Raw genomic sequence first — 17,152 nt, 5'->3', positions numbered from 1 at the left:
TATTACCGGGTGAATTGCCTTTGCAGTGTTCATCCGGTAAAAGCTGCCTGAAATTGGCCTGATTTTTGCGGCAGTTGCCGTGAAATGGGGTTCTGTTACGTTTATTCCGGCATGGCTGGGAAGGGTATTCATGAGAGCGATGCATAGCGTTCGTGTCGGCGTCAGCTTGGCGGCACTTGTGATTGGCTGTGGCGTGATGTCCGGCTGCCTCAGCAGCCCGACTTACGGTACCGGCAAGACGGCTGGCGTGCAGCTCCTGGACGATCTTGGCGATATCGCTTCCGTCTCGGCCGCGACGCCGAAGGATAAGGGCGTGAAATATCCGAACCGCCCCGGCCTTGTCGTGGGTGGAGACAAAGACGCGCTCACGGCGCCGCAGCAGTCGCTGGCAAGCAAGGACAATCCGGCTTGGCTGGAATCGCCCGAAGATGCGCGTAAGCGCCTTGCAGCGGAAGCCGACGCCAAGAAGAACGACGTAAACTATCGTTCGCCGCTGGCTCAGGCCGACACCAGCAAGAACCGCATGACCGAAGCGCAGCAGACGGCCGCCTATCGCGCCGCTCGCCAGGATCAGGCCGGTACTTACATCGATCAGCGCCGCTACCTCATCGACCCGCCGCAGGAATATCGTCAGGTTTCCGATCCGGCAGCTCTCAACGACGTCGGCACGCCCGAGTCGAAGAAGGAAAAGAAGCGCAAGAAGGATGCCGAAGCTGCGCAGCAGTCCAACAACAGCAGTTGGTGGAAGCCCTTCCAGTAAGCAATTTGAAAAAGCGGCGGCGCCAGCTCCGCCGCTTTTCAGTCTTCGGAGCGTTTCGCTTGAAAGAAGCGTCTCAGAATTTCGGCGGAACTAGTCTCGCCGAGGCCGGAATAGACCTCCGGCGCATGATGGCAAGTTGGTTGCTGATAGAAACGCACGCCATTGTCGACACCGCCACCCTTCGGATCCTCGGCGCCATAGTAAAGACGGCGGATGCGCGCGAACGAAATGGCCGCGGCGCACATGGTGCAGGGCTCCAGCGTGACATAGAGATCGGCGCCTGTAAGCCGCTCCTGGCTGAGCTCTTCGCAGGCCAGGCGGATGGCGACGATTTCGGCATGGGCGGTGACGTCATTGAGTTCGCGGGTGCGATTGCCGGCCCTGGCGATGATCTTGCCGTCGAGGACGACGACGGCACCGATCGGCACTTCGCCACGCTCTCCGGCACTGCGCGCTTCGGCGAGTGCAAGCTCCATAAAATGATTTGTAGCCGCCATTCAAGATTTTCCACTTAACCGCAGGGGCGCGACCTGATAGGAACACGCCTTAAAAATTCAGGCAAACAACAAATGACAATGAATGACAAGCCCAAGCGGCCTGGGTCGAAACCCTTTGCTGGCGACAAGAAGACGATAAAGCGCGATGCTGCGAAGCCGGCGAAGGCTTCGGCCGCTGGCGCTGCAGCCGATGCGGCAGCCGGAGATGGAAAGGCCGAGCGCATTTCCAAGGTCATGGCGCGCGCCGGCGTAGCCTCGCGTCGTGACATCGAGCGCATGATCCTCGACGGTCGCGTCACGCTCAATGGCGTCCTCTTGGAAACGCCGGTGGTCAACGTGACCCTTTCCGACAAGATCGAGGTCGATGGCGTGCCGATCCGCGGCATCGAGCGCACGCGTCTGTGGCTCTACCACAAGCCGGCCGGCCTGGTGACGACCAATGCCGATCCGGAAGGGCGCCCGACCGTTTTCGACAACCTGCCGGAAGAACTGCCGCGCGTCATGTCGATCGGCCGTCTCGATATCAACACCGAAGGTTTGCTGCTGCTGACCAATGACGGCGGCCTTGCGCGCGTTCTCGAGCTGCCGACGACAGGCTGGCTGCGCCGCTACCGCGTCCGCGCCCATGGCGAGATCGATCAGGAAGCGCTCGACAAGCTGAAGGAAGGCATCGCCGTCGACGGCGTGCTCTATGGCTCGATCGAGGCGACGCTCGACCGCACGCAGGGATCCAACGTCTGGATCACCATGGGTCTGCGCGAAGGCAAGAACCGCGAAATCAAGAACGTGCTGGGCGCGCTCGGCCTTGATGTCAATCGCCTCATCCGTATTTCCTACGGTCCGTTCCAGCTGGGCGAGTTGCCGGAAGGGCGCGTGCTCGAAGTCCGCGGTCGTACGCTGCGCGATCAGCTCGGCCCGCGCCTGGTCGAGGATGCCAAGGCGAATTTCGACGCACCGCTCTACAATGCGCCGGCAGTTGCTGATGCCGAAGAGGTGGAGGCGAAGCCTGCGCGCACGGCCTCCGCACGCCCGACCAAGGAAGAACGTCCTCGTCGCGAGCGCCCGGAAGACAAGCGCGAGCGGGCCTTGAGCCGTCTCGATACCAAGCGCGATGATCGCCGGGATGAAGGCCGTCGAGAAGGTGGCCGCAAGGACGAGGACCGGCCGCAGCGCCAGCCGCTTGGCGCGCGCCGCAACGCCAATGTCTGGATGGCGCCTGGCGCCCGCCCACTCGGCGAAAAAGCAGCTGCAAAGGCCGCTAAGAATGTCAAGACCGCCACAAGGCGCGGCGAACCTGAGCGTCCCCAGCGCGGCGGCTTCGACCGCCCGGACGAGGGCCCCCGCGTTCGCATCAATCGCGTCGACGAGGGTGATGGCGAATGGATCCGTTCGAGCGAGGAAGCGCCGCGCAGGTCGCGTGGCGATGACGAAGGCTTCGATCGTAAGCGCTCCTCTGACCGCCCCCGCGGCGATCGCCCTCAGGGTGATCGTCCGCCGCGCGACCGTCCGTTTGGCGACCGTCCTCCGCGTGGCGACCGGTCCTTTGGCGACAAGCCTCGTGGGGATCGTGCCTATGGCGACAAACCCCGCGGCTCGCGACCAGAGGGTGGCGACCGTCCTCGTGCGAAGTCCTTCGGCGGCGAAGCCCGTTCCGAACGTCCCCGCAGCGACCGCCCGTTTGGGGATCGTCCACCACGCGGTGACCGTCCTTTTGGTGACAAGCCCCGTGGTGATCGGCGTCCGCGTGCCGAGGGAGACGAGCGTCCGCGCGCCAGGTCCTTCGATGGCGAGCAGCGCTCCGAGCGTCCCCGCGGTGACCGTCCTTTTGGTGATAAGCCTCGGGGTGATCGCCCATTTGGGGACCGCCCGCCGCGTAGCGATCGGCCCTTCGGTGACCGTCCGCAGGGAGAGCGTTCCTTCGGTGATCGGCCGGCCGGCAAGCCCTTCGGTAAGAAGCCGGGTGGTGGTAAATCCTTTGGCGGCAAACCGGGTGGCAAGCCCGGCGGCCCGCGCGGCTTTGGCGGCAAGCCCGGTGGCGGCGGTCGTCCGTCCGGTGGCCCGGGCCGTGGCGGTCCCGGTCGCGCCGGCAGGGGCGGCCCCAAGGGCGGAAGAGGCTGACGCGCTGTGAGGATCGTCGGCGGTGAGTTTCGCGGTCGCTCGCTTGCAACGCCGAAGTCGAACGACATTCGTCCGACGGCGGATCGCACGCGCGAGAGCCTGTTCAATATTCTGAGCCATGCCTATCCGGAGGCCATCGACAGCACCCGGATGATGGATGTTTTCGCCGGTACTGGTGCGGTCGGCCTGGAGGCAGCCTCCCGCGGCTGCCGCCATGTGCTGTTCGTCGAAAGCAGTGTCGAAGGCAGGGGCCTGCTCTGGGAAAACATCGATGCGCTCGGCTTGCATGGCCGCACACGCATGTTGCGGCGGGACGCGACCGATCTCGGCAGCGTCGGCAATCTCGAGCCTTTCGATTTTCTCTTTGCGGATCCGCCTTATGGCAAGGGTTTTGGCGAAAAGGCCTTTGCCGCTGCCGCAGCAGGCGGCTGGCTGGTGCCGGGCGCCCTCGCGATCCTTGAGGAGCGCGCCGATGTGACCGTTGCAGTGCCGCCGGACTTCCTGTTTCTGGAGGTGCGCACCTTCGGCGACAGCAAGATGCATTTCTTCCGTTATCAGCCGCGATCGGCATAGCGGTGGAAGGAGAAGGAAATGGGCGACTACGCTGATTTCGTCGGCAGCGACTATCCGGCTGCCGCCTCCGGCACGCCGAGCGTCGCGGTTGCCTTCGGCTGCGGCGGTGCGCGGGGCCTCGCTCATATCCACATCATAGAAGCGCTGGACGAACTCGGCATCCGTCCGGTTGCGATTGCGGGTGCCTCCATCGGCTCGATCATGGGCGCGGCCATGGCCGCCGGCATGAGCGGTGCCGAAATCCGGGATTATACGCTGGCAACGGTCGGCAACCGGCCCGCCGTGCTCAACAAGATCTGGAGCTTGCGGCCGGTCAACATGCGCAGCATCCGCTTCGGCCAGTTCAATCTCGAACGCATTCTCCGGGCTTTCTTGCCCCCCGCTTTTCCCGAGGATTTCTCGGGGCTGCATATCCCGATGAAGGTGGTGACGACAGATTATTACGGCCAGGCCGAGGTGGTGATCGAAAAGGGAGAGCTGTTTCCGGTTCTCGCCGCATCCGCCGCAATTCCCGCCGTTTTCATGCCGGTAAAGCTCGGTGATTGCGTGATGATCGATGGCGGCATCATGAACCCGGTTCCCTACGAGCATCTGGCTGGGCTCGCCGATATCATCATCGGCGTCGACGTCGTCGGCGGCCCGGAAGGTGGTGGCCGGCACATTCCGAACCGCATCGAAAGCCTGTTCGGCGCGGGCCAGCTGACCATGCAGTCCAACATCGCCTTGAAATTGCGCCTCCAGGCGCCGCAAATCTTCCTGCGTCCGATTGTCGGCCGCACCGGCGTTCTCGATTTTCTGAAGGCCCGCGATATTCTCGCCATGTCCGCCGGCGTCAAGGACGAACTCAAATTCGCCCTGGACCGGGTGATAACGGCGAAAAACTGAAGCTTTTCCCCTTTTCCCGAAGTTGCTTTGCCCGAACTCCGCAAAGCCGCCTAACGACAGCCAGCTAAGCCCGCTCCGGCTCCTCCTCTGGCAAGGCCACCAGATCGTCGGCATCGCTGTAGGTCTCTGCTGCACGCTTCGGCTTTACCAGCGGCTCCGGCTTGACCGGTCGCGAGTAGAGCATGTCGGTGCCGGCTTGCAGCCCCTCGCTCACCTGCAGCACGAGCCGTTGCTCGTCGCGCTTGCGGATATCCTCGCCGATCTCGTAGGCCTCCGCCTCGCTGACACCTAGCGCCTCAAGGGCGCGGCGGCCGAAGAGCAGACCGGATTCCAGCGTTTCGCGCAGCTCGTAATCGACGCCCCTGTGGCGCAGCTCGATCGAGTGAACGCGGTCATAGGAGCGCACGAAGATGCGCGCATGCGGGTAGTCCGTCTGCACGAGCTCGACGATCTTGTCCGTCACCTCGCGCAGATGCGTGCTGACGACGACGATCTTGGCTCGGTCGATGCCGGCGGAGCGCAGCACGTCCTTGCGGGTGCCGTCGCCGAAATAGATGCGGAAGCCGAAGCTCGATGCCTGGCGGATACGGTCGGCGGAGAAGTCGATCACGGTGACATCGCGGCCGCTGGCGAGCAGGATCTGCGCGGCGATCTGGCCGAAACGCGAAAAGCCGATCATCAACACATCGGAGCCGGCGCCCTCGAAATCCTCTTCCAATTCTTCCTGCGCATCGCCCTTGACCAAGCGCTTCGCAAGCGCGGAGCTGAGAGGTGTCAGCGCCATGGAGAGCGTCACCATGGCAATCAGCGTCGATGCGGTATTGGCCGAGAACAGCCCGCCGCTGGCGCTCGCAGCGCTGAAGAGCACGAAGCCGAATTCGCCGCCTTGCGGCAGGAGGCCGGCGATGCGCACCGCATCATTGTGCGGGGAGCCGGTGACGCGGCAAAGCGCATAGATCACCACCGCCTTGATGACCATCATGACAGGCACGGCGAGCACGATCAGCACCCAGTTGTCGAGGATCACTTCGAGTTTCAGCGACAGGCCGACAGCAATGAAGAAAATGGCAAGCAGCACGCCACGGAAGGGTTCGATATCGGCTTCCAGCTCGTGGCGGTAAGAAGATTCCGCCAGCATCACGCCCGAGAGAAAGGCGCCCATCGCCATGGAGAGGCCGGCAAGCTGCATCAGCGTTGCCGATCCCATGACGACGAAGAGGGCAGCGGCAATCATCGCTTCGCGGGCGCCGGTGCGGGCAATGACCTGAAACAGCGGCGTCAGCAGATAGCGGCCGGCAATGATCATCGCCGCCACCGCGCCGACGGCGATCGCAAGGCTCGGCAGTGGGTTGGAGGTTTCCTTCGCGCCGTCGAGGACGGTGATCAGCGCCAGCAAGGGCACGATGGCCAGATCCTGCAGCAGCAGCATGGAGAACGAGCGCTGTCCGTATCTCGTATTGACGTCTCCCTGCTGCTCGAGGATCTGCATGGCAAAGGCTGTCGAGGAGAGAGCCAGGCCGAAACCGATGATGATGCTGCCTTTCCAGCCGGCTATGCCGCCGAGATAGGAGGCGACCATCAAGGCCACGCCGCTGAAGACGACCTGTGCCGTTCCGAGGCCGAAAATATCGCGGCGCATCTGCCAGAGGCGGGACGGCTTCAATTCCAGGCCGATGATGAACAGCAGGAAGACGACGCCGAGTTCGGCGACCGCCAACACGGCTTCGCTGTCGCCGATACTGTGGAGGATCGGGCCGATCACCACGCCGGCGGCCAGATAGCCAAGCACCGTGCCGAGCCCCAATTTCTTGAAGATCGGCGCCGTGACGACGGCACCTCCGAGCAGCAGCAGGGTTTCGGTGAAAAGCGTATTGGGGGCGGACATCGTCTTTTTCTTTCCGTGGGGCAGGCGGTGTTGCAACGCATGGCCATCATAAACAACCAGGCGTGAAGGGATTAGAACAAGAATCGGCTTTGCCGCCCTTGATGCTTTATGTAGTGCACAATAAATGGAACGCGAAGGAAAGGCCAAATCATGACCTCAGAAATCGATTCCGCCACTCTGCTTTCCCGTGCCAGCCAGTTGATCGATCTCGCCCGGAAAGCCGGTGCGGATGCGGCCGATGCCGTCGTCGTGCGGTCGCGCGCACACTCCGTCAGCGTTCGCCTCGGCAAGGTCGAGGGCACTGAATCCTCCGAAAGCGACGATTTCTCGCTCAGGGTCTTTGTCGGCAATCGTGTCGCCAGCGTTTCGGCCAATCCGGGCTTCGATCTGAGCGCACTTGCCGAGCGCGCCGTGGCCATGGCCAAGGTTTCGCCGGAAGATCCCTTTGCTTGCCTCGCCGAAGAGGCGGATCTCGCCAAGAGCTACCCCGATCTCGAATTGTTCGACCCGACCGAGGTTTCGACACAGCAGCTGCGGGAAGCGGCGCTTGCGACCGAGGCGGCAGCGCTTGCCGTTCCCGGCGTTACCAACTCTTCCGGCGCCGGCGCTTCCGCCGGCATGGGCGGCCTCGTGCTTGTGACGTCGCATGGTTTTGCCGGCCACTACATGGGCTCGCGCTTCGGGCGCTCCGTCAGCGTCATTGCCGGCGAGGGCACTGGCATGGAGCGCGACTATGATTTCGACAGCCGCCTCTATTTCGCCGATCTCGATGCTGCCGAGGAAATCGGCCGCCGTGCCGGCGAGCGTGTGGTCAAGCGCGTCAACCCGCGTCAGGTTCCGACGGACAGGAACGTCACCGTCGTCTTCGACCCGCGCGTTGCGCGCGGCTTCGTCGGCCATATTGCCGGCGCGATCAACGGTGCATCCGTCGCTCGCAAAACCAGCTTCCTGCGCGACAAGATGGGACAGCAGGTGCTGAAGGCCGGCCTTTCGATCACGGATGATCCGCTGATCGTACGCGGCCCGTCCTCACGTCCCTTCGATGGTGAAGGCGTGTCCGGCAAGCGGCTGGTCATGATCGAGGATGGCGTGCTGAAGTCCTGGTTCCTCTCGACCGCGACCGCGCGCGAAATCGGCGGCGGGCTGAAGACCAACGGCCGCGGCGTGCGCGGTGGCACGGCGGTATCGCCCGCATCCACCAATCTCGCGCTGGAGCCGGGCGATATTTCGCCCGAGGAACTGATCCGCAACGTCGGGACGGGCTTCTATGTCACCGAACTGATCGGCCAGGGCGTCAACATGATAACAGGCGAATATAGCCGCGGTGCCACCGGCTTCTGGATCGAGAATGGCGAATTGACCTTCCCAGTGTCGGAGGTGACCATCGCCTCCAATCTGAAGGAGATGTTCATGCGCGTGACGCCGGCGAACGACATCGATCGCGATTTCGGAGTTGCCGCCCCCACGCTTGCCATTGAGGGTATGACGCTTGCCGGACGTTAACGACCGGCAGAGATTGGAACTGTAAATGAGCGATGACCAGACGGCCGGCCGGCCTGATGATGTGGACCTGATTGTTGAGGCCGCACTCGAGGCGGGCAGGATCGCTCTGGGTTTCTTTCGGCAATCGCCTGAGGTCTGGTGGAAGAATAACGGCCAGTCGCCCGTCAGCGCTGCCGATTTCGCCGCCAACGAGAGCCTGGCCGCCATTCTGCGTTCGGCGCGGCCCGATTATGGCTGGCTCTCCGAGGAAACGGACGACGATGAGCAGCGCTTGTCGCAGGCGACAGTTTTCGTCGTTGACCCGATCGACGGTACGAGGGGCTTTCTCTCTGGCCTGGATCTATGGTGTGTCAGCGTCGCCATTGTCACCGACGGACGGCCTGTGGCGGGTGTACTCTACGCACCGGCGTTGGACGAGCTGTTTGTCGCGACCGCTGGTGGCCCGGCGCTGAAGAACGGCAAGCCCATCAGCGTTTCGCAAAGGCTTGGTGACGATCCGCATCGACTGGCGACCGGCGAAGACATGCTCAAGAGTTTCGATCCCGATTTTCGCAGGAACGTCGAGCGCGTGAAGCATATCCCTTCGCTTGCCTATCGCCTCGCCATGGTGGCGGATGGGCGCCTCGAAGGAACGATCGTCAAGCGCAACTCCCATGATTGGGATCTGGCCGCCGCCGATCTCATTCTGGAGCGGGCAGGCGGAGCGCTTGTGGATCTCTCAGGCAATATGTTGCGCTATAATCGCGCGCAAGTGTCCCATGATGAACTTTGCGGCGCGTCGGCAGCGCAATTGCCGGAGTTTCTCCGCCAGCTTTCCCACCGAAGAGACGGTTGACCTTTGCGTCAAAATCCCTCAGATGAAGAGCGGAGGGGGACGATAGTAGAAAGAGACGAAAATGACTGATACCAGCGGCAAAAAGCAGCTCCTGCACCTCGTCTTCGGTGGTGAACTGGAGAACCTCGAAGAAGTTCAATTCCGTAACCTCAAGGAACTCGACATCGTCGGCATGTATCCCGACTATGCGAGCGCACTGACGGCCTGGAAGTCCAAGGCGCAGCAGACTGTCGACAACGCCCACATGCGTTACTTCATCGTCCATCTGCATCGCTTGCTCGATCCGCAGGAAAAGGCGGCCTCCTAAGTCGCCTGATACCAAAGTTTGCGTTTGATATTTTCGTCCGGAGAGGCGTTATCGCTTTAAATCCGGCATCGAAACAGTATCTTTGTCACAATAAGAACGAAAACTCGGCCGTTTATCCGGCCGTTTGATAATCAGGATTGGCATCGATGATGATCAGCTGGGATAGGAGTCGATCGAGATGAGCAGCCTCAGGGCGCGTCTTGCCTTGAGCGCCTATCGTCTTGGCGGCATCGCTGTCTATCCGTTTCTCGGGCCGTATCTCGCGGTCCGTGCGGCCAAGGGCAAGGAAGACGGCACCCGCAAGCTGGAGCGCTCCGGCTATGCGAGCGCTAACCGGCCTCAGGGACCGTTGATCTGGTTCCATGCCGCAAGTGTGGGCGAGACATCGGCGGTCATTCCACTGATCCGCGAAATCCGCCGCCGCGACATTCACGTCATCCTGACGACGGGCACGATCACCTCGGCCAAGGTGGCGCATGAGCGCCTCGGCGAAGAGGTCATTCATCAATACGTGCCCCTCGATCTCCGACCGGCCATCCGCCGTTTCCTCGATTACTGGCAGCCCGATTGCGCCATCTTCGCCGAATCCGAGATCTGGCCGACGACCATCACCGAGCTTGGCCGGCGCCGTATTCCACAGATTCTCGTCAATGCCCGCATGTCGGATCGCTCTTTCGCTCGCTGGAGCAAACATCCTTCGTTGGCTGAGGCGCTCTTTGAAAATCTTGCCCTCGTTGTTGCTCAGTCCGATCTCGATGCTGAGCGCTACCGCGATCTCGGCGCCGTGCAGGTGCTCAAATCAGGCAACCTCAAGGTGGATACCGACGCGCCGTCCTACGACGCTCCGACGCTTGCCAGCTACATGAAGCAAATCGGAAACCGGAAGACCTGGGCGGCGGTTTCGACTTTCGAGGGCGAGGAGGCTGCCGCGGGCACGGTTCATACCATGCTCAAGGAACATAACGGCCAGCTCACCATCATCGTGCCGCGCCATCCGGACCGCTGCGATGCGATCGAGGCGATGCTCATCGAGCAAGGCTTAAAGGTGGCCCGCCGCACCCGCAACGATATCCTTTCGGCGGATGTCGATGTTTTCCTCGGTGATACGATCGGGGAGATGGGGCTCTATCTGCGCATGACCGAAGTCGCCTTCATGGGCAAGTCGCTGTTCAACGAAGGCGGCCAGAATCCGTTGGAGCCTGCCATGCTAGGTTGCGCGATCCTGACAGGCGGCCATGTCCAGAATTTCCGCGATGCCTATCAGGTGCTTGCCCGCCGCGGCAGCGCCCGCATGGTGCGCGATACCGAGATGCTGGCGCGCGGCGTGCATTATCTGCTGACCAACGACACGGCACGGCGCACAATGATCGATGCCGGCTTCGTTGCTGTGCATGATATGCGCGGTGCATTGGCGGCAACCGTCAAGGGGCTTGAGCCCTACATCAATCCGCTGTCGGTGAAGGCGCGGCTGATGCCGAAGACGATGGCGAACGGTTAAGAAGGAAAAGGCATGGCAGCGGTCAAGCTGGGAGCGATTGCGGGCATTCTTTTCGACAAGGATGGAACGCTGCTTGACTATGATGCGAGCTGGCTGCCGGTCAATCGCGAACTGGCCAGAATTGCAGCTCAAGACGATCCCATTCTGGCGGATCATCTGCTTTCCGCTTGCGGCATGGACCCGATCACAGGTCACATTGTTCCTGACAGCCTGCTGGCGGCCGGCAATACCCGGCAGATTTCCGAGGGCCTCGTGGCCGCCGGCTCGCAACTGGCCGTTTCCGAGCTGGTGGAGAAGCTGGACGCGCTATTTGCACATGCAGCGGATTTCTCTTCCCCTGTCACTGACCTTGCCGCCTTCTTTCAGAGGTTGCATCAGCGCGGCTACAAGCTCGGCGTTGCGTCAAGCGACAACGAGCGTTCCATCCGCCAGACCGCGCGCCGCTTCGGCTTCATCGACTATCTCGATTATATCGCCGGCTATGACAGCGGTTTCGGCACCAAGCCGGAGCCCGGCATGGTGCTTGGCTTCTATGCGGCAACCGGCCTCTCGCCGGCGCAGGTCGCGGTTGTCGGCGACAACAATCATGATCTCCACATGGGACGCAATGCCGGCGTCGGCCTAACCGTCGGCGTGCTGACGGGCACCGGGTCGCGCGAGACGCTGACCGCCGCCTCCGACTATTGTCTCAACGATATCACCGAGCTGGAAAGTCTGCTCATGCCGGTCGCCCAGCTTGCCTGATCTTGGCAAGGGCTTGCTTTTTCATCCGATCTGCCGTTTTTTGCCACTTTGCTGACGTGTCAGGCGCGAGGCTGGAATAGAATATGGTATCGGAAGCACCACCCTTCTGGTGGCGAAAACCGGATTGGCGTGCGTGGGGGCTCTCGCCCTTTTCCTTCCTTTATGGCCGCATCGCCGGGCATCGAATGGTGCATGCCCACCGTGCCTCCGCGCGCGCGCCGGTCATCTGCATCGGTAATTTCACCGTCGGCGGGGCGGGGAAGACACCTACGGCGCTTGCGCTTGCCAAGGCTGCGAAGGCCAAGGGCCTGACGCCGGGCTTCCTGAGCCGCGGCTACGGCGGCTCGCTCGATGTTACGACCGTCGTCGATCCTGCGCATCATCATGCGACAGCCGTCGGTGACGAACCGCTTCTGCTGGCCCGCGAGGCGTTGACGGTCATTGCGCGCCGCCGTGCTGAGGGCGCCGAGCGGCTCGTGCGCGAAGGTGCCGATCTCATCATCATGGATGACGGTTTCCAGAGCGCGCATCTCGCCATCGATTATGCCCTTGTCGTCATCGACGCTGGCAGGGGCATCGGCAACGGTTATCTTGTTCCGGCAGGCCCGGTGCGGGCGCCGCTGCGCACGCAGCTCCTCTACGCCTCCGGCATATTGAAGGTTGGGGATGGCAGCGCGGCCGATCGCGTCGTTCGCCTTGCCGCCCGTGCCGGAAAGCCGTTCTTCACGGCTGCAGTCAAGGTTCGTGGCCAGGAGGACTTGCGCGGCCGGAATGTTCTTGCCTTCGCCGGCATCGCCGACCCCAGCAAGTTCTTTCGCACAGTCGAGACGCTCGGGGCAAATATCGCGGCCACCCGCACCTTCGGGGACCATGAGCATCCAGGTGAGGATGATGTGTCGGATATTCTCGATCTCGCCTCCCGCGAAGGCTTGGAGATTGTCACCACATCAAAGGATTACGTTCGCCTGATGGGCCATCACGGCCGTGCGGATGAGTTGCTCGGGCGTTGCAGGGTCATCGAGATCGACATGGTCTTCGAAGATCCGCAGGCGCCGAGCATGATCATCGACAAGGCGATTGCAGCCGCTCGCGAGCGCCGTCTGCGGGAAGGAAGCAGCGTCAGGTCTGGCTAAAGCATGTCGCGATACGCGAAGCGGAGGAGAAGTCAGCGCTTCTGATTGGGAAGAGCGCCGGCGCGTTTTTCGGCTTCAAGCGAGGAAATCACGTCGGCATAGGGCTCCTGGCGGGCGACGCTCCAATAGCGAAGCTCGTCCAGCGCAATGCGTTGACCGGTCATGGCGCAGATGACGTGGGAACCCGGCATCAGGATCTGGAAATCGCCGTCAAGATAGCGAATTTTCGCCTCGCGGTTTCCGTGTCCCTCGAAAAGATTCATATCCTGCTGTCCTTGATCTCTGTCACCTGTTTGCCATACCGCGATGGACGGCTCTTTTCCAGAGCATTTCCAGGAAAAGCGCCTGGCGGGTTTCCATCCGTAGCACCTCGACTAGGAAAACATCCTAATCCTATCGAACTCAGGCGTCTCTAGCTACGTCCGAAGAGCCGCTCTATGTCCGACAGTTTCAGCTCTATATAGGTTGGCCGGCCGTGATTGCACTGTCCGGAACCCGGCGTCGCCTCCATCTGGCGCAGCAAAGCGTTCATCTCCTCCGGCCGCAACCGCCGTCCCGAACGCACAGAACCGTGGCACGCCATGGTCGCGGCGACGTATTCGAGTTTGGCGGCCAAGCCGGACGCCGTATCCCACTCGGCGATCTCGTCGGCCAGTTGCCGGATCAGGCCCTGTGCGTCGACTTCACCGAGCATGGCTGGTGTCTCCCGAACCGCGACCGCACCGGGGCCGAAGCGTTCGACGGTAAGGCCGAGTTCGCCAAGTTCCTCCGCAAACGCCATCAGCCGATCACAATCTTCCTCGGGAAGATCGATGATTTCGGGGATCAACAGCACCTGAGAGGACAGCCGCTTCGAGTGCAGGGCCTTGCGCATCGCTTCGAAGACCAGCCGCTCATGCGCGGCGTGCTGGTCGACGATCACAAGACCACTATCGGTCTGGGCGACGATGTAGTTTTCGTGCAGCTGCGCGCGCGCGGCACCGAGCGGAAAACGAGAAGGCTCCTCCGCCCGCACTGGTTCCATCGGCGGCGGCGCCTCTGCCCGTGCGGTGGGTGTTGCAAGCCCGTCAAAGCTAGCCTGCGGCCTCTCGGTAAAACCATATCCATTAGATGACGCCGCTCTTTCATAGCCGCTGGCATAAGGGCGCGTTGGTGAGGTCTCCGGCGTCCAGGGCGGGGCCGGCGGCGATGGCCGCCACGCAGGCTGAAAGCCCGAGCGACCGGCACTGAAGGCGCGCAACATGCCGTCCGCTCCCGTCGTCGCGGCGCGATCGCCCTCCCGCGCCAGCGCCTCGCGCACGGCGCCGACGATCAGGCCGCGAACGAGGCCGGGATCGCGGAAACGCACGTCGGATTTCGCCGGATGCACGTTGACGTCGACTAGCGCCGGGTCGAGCGTCAGCGACAAGACGGCAACGGGGTAACGTCCGGAAGGAATGGTTTCCGCATAGGCGCCGCGGATCGCCGAGAGGATCAGTTTGTCCTGCACCGGCCTGCCGTTGACGAAAGCATATTGATGCGCCGAGTTGCCGCGATTGAACGTCGGCACCCCGGCAAAACCGGTGAGGCTTACATCCTCGCGCACGGCATCGAGGGCGATGGCGTTGTCCTTGAACTCGGCCCCGAGGATCTGGGCCATGCGGGCGAGATGGTCGTTGCCGGTCGCCGCGAATTCAAGCGTCGAGCGGTCGCTGCCCGAGAGAACGAAGCGCACCCGGGGAAACGCGATTGCCATGCGCTTGACGATTTCGGTGATGGCTGCCGCTTCCGCCTTCTCCGTCTTCAGGAACTTCAGGCGGGCTGGCGTGGCGAAGAAGAGGTCGCGCACCTCGACGATCGTGCCGGGATTGGCCGCAGCCGGGCGCAGATGCAGCACCTTGCCGCCGGCAACGGCGATCTCCGCACCGCCTGCTGCACCCGTTCTACGGCTGGCGATCGATAGCTTGGCGACGGAAGCGATGGAGGGCAGGGCCTCGCCGCGGAAGCCGAGCGTGCGGATATCCTCGAGCGTATCGGAGATTTTCGAGGTGCAGTGGCGGCGGACCGCAAGCTCCAGATCCGCCTCTTCCATGCCGGAGCCGTTGTCGCTGACCCGCAGCAATGCTTTGCCGCCACCGGCCGTCGCGATCTCGATGCGCGTCGCACCGGCGTCCAGCGCATTCTCGATCAATTCCTTTGCGGCGCTCGCCGGGCGCTCGATGACTTCGCCTGCGGCAATCTGGTTGATCAGGGTTTCGGAGAGTTGCTTGATGGCCATTGCTGCATTCTCGTGGATTCGCGGCGGAGAGGAAAGAGGAAAGGCGATTTGCCCAGTCTCTTCCACCCGTTTCCATGCCTTGCCGAGGGGTTTAATCAATGTTTAAGGGAATGATGACAGGTTGCCGAGCAAGAACTTGAAATGACTGCAGATGGCGCGCCTCGTGCACGCTGAGGGCTCTTGACGGCAGGTTGGTGGCCGTCAACTTCCATGAGCCATGGTTCCATCTGCTTCAAGTGCCCAGGCCAGCATGATATTTTCATAAGTTTACCTGCAGAGCGGGCGCCGCCCTGTCGATTTGTCATGTTGTGAAACTGGTAGAGTGTAGGAATAGAACGAATGACTGCCGAGATTGAGAAGGCAGCTTTGGCAATGATGACGGAAGATCCGCCTTCCGGCAGCAACCTGCACTCGATGTTTTTTGATGCGTTTTGCGACGGGCTTTCCAGCGCTTTCTTCGCCTACGACAAGAATGATCTTCTGCTGTTCGCCAGCCGCCAGGTTCTGAATTTCTTTCCAATCCAGCCTGAATTTCTGCGATCCTGCACCCGTCTGCGCGATTTTCTCGGCGCCGTCTTCGACACAGGCGTGCTCTGTCAGGCTGGCCCCAGCAAATCGGCGGCCAATCGCGACGGCTGGATTTCGCAACGCATCGCCTCGCATTGGCGTGAGCGATCAGAGACGACGGAACATTTTGTCGACGATCGCCGTGTCCGCATCATTAATCGGCGGCTGTCATCCGGTATCGGTTTCTGCATTCTCTCCGACGTCTCCGAAATGAAGAAGCGCGAAGAGCAATGGCGCATCGATATGGAGCGTGTGCAGCTCACCGAGGATATTCTCGACGGCCTGCCGTTTCCGCTCTTCGTCAAGGACCAGAACATGGTCTATGTCGCTGTCAACAGGGCGTTCTGCGACAAATATCAGACGGCGGCCGACGAGGTTCGCGGGCGAAAGGGCATCGATCTCTTCTCCACCGATCTTGCCAATCGCTTTGACGAGAGCGACCGGCACGTCATCGAGACCGGCGAAATGTCGATTTCGCGTCAGCGCCAGATTGCACGCGATGGCGTCCAGCGCGACATTGTCACCCGCAAGCAGCGCATCGGCAAGCCCGGCCGCTATTTCCTCGTCGGCACCATGCAGGATCTGCCGAAGGACGGAAGTGATTTCGACGAATTCGCGCTTGCGTCGCATATCCGGGAGAACAGCGACCAATCCTATCGCCGCGCCTATGTTCCGATGGCAGCGCTGCAGGCCGTTTCGCGCCGGCCGGCTGCCATGGAGACCTTCGCGCCTGAAAGTTTCAGCGGCCGAAAGGTGCTTGTCGTGACAGCCGATTTTGCAGCAGAGACGGCTGCGCTTAAGACGCTCGGCGCCTATGGCTTCGAAGCCTGCGTCGTGCACGACGAGAACGAAGAGGCGGCATTTCTGGACGTGGCGAGTGCGCATGGCGTCAAGATCGATCTCGTCATCGTCGACAATCAGCTGGGTAAGCGAGGCATCGAGCTGGCCGAGCGGCAGAACGTGGCGGTTCTTTCGCTGGATGGATCGCAGCTTGCCACCGAACTGACATTCCTCATTGCCCGCCACTTCAATCGCAATATTCGCGGCGCGCTTGCCGGAGACGCCACGCAATCTGGGCCGGCGCCGGAATGGCGGCGAGGGGACGTGGGCGAGGAGCGCCGGGTGCAGGTCGTGGTTGCCGAAGACAATGACATCAATCAGATCGTCTTTGCGCAGATCCTTGAAGGCCTTGGATACAGCCACGCCATCGCGGCCAGCGGCGACGATGCCGTGCGGCTGTGGCAGGAACATCGTCCCGAACTTATCCTGATGGATATAACGCTGCCGGGCTTAAACGGTTTCGAGGCCGCAAGGCTGATCCGCGGCGCGGAAAAAGGCAGCGGCTCGCATACGCCGATCATCGGCGTGCTGACGCAGGCATTCGAGCGCGATCGTAAGGAGTGTGCAGACGCCGGTATGGATGATGTCGTTCTGAAGCCGGTCAGTCCGGACATTATCGAAACGGTATTTCAGAAGTATATGCGCTCTGCTCGTAAGGTTCAGAGCAGGTAAATGTTACAATGATACCACATCCGACGGCAAGTTATCGTTGGTATCGATTGGTTGTCGTCTCGCTATCCTTTGTTAAGA

General features: G+C 61.9%; 15 protein-coding genes. 11 read left to right on the top strand and 4 right to left on the bottom strand.

All coding sequences use genetic code 11. The annotated features are described in order from the left end of the window. The first annotated feature begins 130 nt into the window (after positions 1–130). Positions 131–760, top strand: coding sequence for a hypothetical protein (locus QD461_RS19295; RefSeq protein ID WP_414089198.1), 630 nt, complete (start codon positions 131–133; stop codon positions 758–760). Positions 761–798: 38 nt separating this feature from the next. Here QD461_RS19295 and QD461_RS19290 read toward each other — a convergent pair whose 3' ends face one another. Continuing rightward, entirely contained in the window at positions 799–1,257 is a 459-nt protein-coding gene (locus tag QD461_RS19290; RefSeq protein WP_414089197.1) for a nucleoside deaminase, read from the bottom strand. A gap of 72 nt (positions 1,258–1,329) precedes the next feature. Between QD461_RS19290 and QD461_RS19285 the strand changes: the two genes are divergently transcribed. From QD461_RS19285 to QD461_RS19275, 3 genes are read left to right on the top strand one after another with little or no spacing between them, the layout of a single operon-like run. After that, positions 1,330–3,375: a pseudouridine synthase gene (locus QD461_RS19285; RefSeq protein ID WP_414089196.1), complete on the top strand. Its 2,046-nt coding sequence runs from the start codon at positions 1,330–1,332 to the stop codon at positions 3,373–3,375. Positions 3,376–3,381: 6 nt separating this feature from the next. Then, positions 3,382–3,948 carry a 16S rRNA (guanine(966)-N(2))-methyltransferase RsmD gene (rsmD, locus tag QD461_RS19280; protein ID WP_184700774.1) on the top strand — a complete coding sequence of 189 codons (567 nt, stop codon included), beginning with the start codon at positions 3,382–3,384 and terminating at the stop codon, positions 3,946–3,948. 18 nt (positions 3,949–3,966) lie between these two features. Then, positions 3,967–4,833, top strand: coding sequence for a patatin-like phospholipase family protein (locus QD461_RS19275; RefSeq protein WP_414089195.1), 867 nt, complete (start codon positions 3,967–3,969; stop codon positions 4,831–4,833). A gap of 64 nt (positions 4,834–4,897) precedes the next feature. Here the strand turns inward: QD461_RS19275 and QD461_RS19270 are convergent, their stop codons facing one another. Then, positions 4,898–6,718 carry a monovalent cation:proton antiporter-2 (CPA2) family protein gene (locus QD461_RS19270; RefSeq protein ID WP_414089194.1) on the bottom strand — a complete coding sequence of 607 codons (1,821 nt, stop codon included), beginning with the start codon at positions 6,716–6,718 and terminating at the stop codon, positions 4,898–4,900. A 150-nt stretch (positions 6,719–6,868) separates the two neighbouring features. Here QD461_RS19270 and QD461_RS19265 point away from each other — a divergent pair, with 150 nt between their 5' ends. From QD461_RS19265 to lpxK, 6 genes are all read left to right on the top strand, one after another. Beyond that, the gene (locus QD461_RS19265) at positions 6,869–8,221 is read left to right on the top strand and encodes a TldD/PmbA family protein (protein ID WP_414089193.1); all 1,353 of its coding nucleotides are present in this window, start codon (positions 6,869–6,871) and stop codon (positions 8,219–8,221) included. A gap of 25 nt (positions 8,222–8,246) precedes the next feature. After that, complete coding sequence (locus QD461_RS19260) at positions 8,247–9,056, top strand: 3'(2'),5'-bisphosphate nucleotidase CysQ (RefSeq protein ID WP_414089192.1); 810 nt, start codon at positions 8,247–8,249, stop codon at positions 9,054–9,056. Between the two features lie 61 nt (positions 9,057–9,117). Next, on the top strand, positions 9,118–9,363 hold the full coding sequence (locus QD461_RS19255) for a DUF4170 domain-containing protein (RefSeq protein ID WP_184700784.1): 246 nt from the start codon (positions 9,118–9,120) through the stop codon (positions 9,361–9,363). Between the two features lie 178 nt (positions 9,364–9,541). Continuing rightward, the gene (waaA, locus tag QD461_RS19250; protein ID WP_414089191.1) at positions 9,542–10,861 is read left to right on the top strand and encodes a lipid IV(A) 3-deoxy-D-manno-octulosonic acid transferase; all 1,320 of its coding nucleotides are present in this window, start codon (positions 9,542–9,544) and stop codon (positions 10,859–10,861) included. A 12-nt stretch (positions 10,862–10,873) separates the two neighbouring features. Beyond that, positions 10,874–11,605 carry an HAD family hydrolase gene (locus QD461_RS19245; protein ID WP_414089190.1) on the top strand — a complete coding sequence of 244 codons (732 nt, stop codon included), beginning with the start codon at positions 10,874–10,876 and terminating at the stop codon, positions 11,603–11,605. Positions 11,606–11,688: 83 nt separating this feature from the next. After that, entirely contained in the window at positions 11,689–12,738 is a 1,050-nt protein-coding gene (gene lpxK / locus QD461_RS19240; protein WP_414089189.1) for a tetraacyldisaccharide 4'-kinase, read from the top strand. Between the two features lie 32 nt (positions 12,739–12,770). Here the strand turns inward: lpxK and QD461_RS19235 are convergent, their stop codons facing one another. Continuing rightward, entirely contained in the window at positions 12,771–13,001 is a 231-nt protein-coding gene (locus QD461_RS19235; RefSeq protein ID WP_184700792.1) for a DUF2093 domain-containing protein, read from the bottom strand. Positions 13,002–13,150: 149 nt separating this feature from the next. Beyond that, on the bottom strand, positions 13,151–14,995 hold the full coding sequence (gene mutL, locus QD461_RS19230; RefSeq protein WP_414089188.1) for a DNA mismatch repair endonuclease MutL: 1,845 nt from the start codon (positions 14,993–14,995) through the stop codon (positions 13,151–13,153). Between the two features lie 339 nt (positions 14,996–15,334). Here mutL and QD461_RS19225 point away from each other — a divergent pair, with 339 nt between their 5' ends. Next, positions 15,335–17,074 carry a response regulator gene (locus QD461_RS19225; protein ID WP_414089187.1) on the top strand — a complete coding sequence of 580 codons (1,740 nt, stop codon included), beginning with the start codon at positions 15,335–15,337 and terminating at the stop codon, positions 17,072–17,074. The last annotated feature ends 78 nt before the right edge of the window (positions 17,075–17,152 follow it).

Source organism: Rhizobium sp. BR 314 (assembly GCF_047445805.1).
GTDB classification, from domain to species: domain Bacteria; phylum Pseudomonadota; class Alphaproteobacteria; order Rhizobiales; family Rhizobiaceae; genus Rhizobium; species Rhizobium lusitanum_B.
The sequence above is the reverse complement of the archived record's forward strand: the minus strand, read 5'-3'. Positions and strand labels throughout refer to the sequence as shown.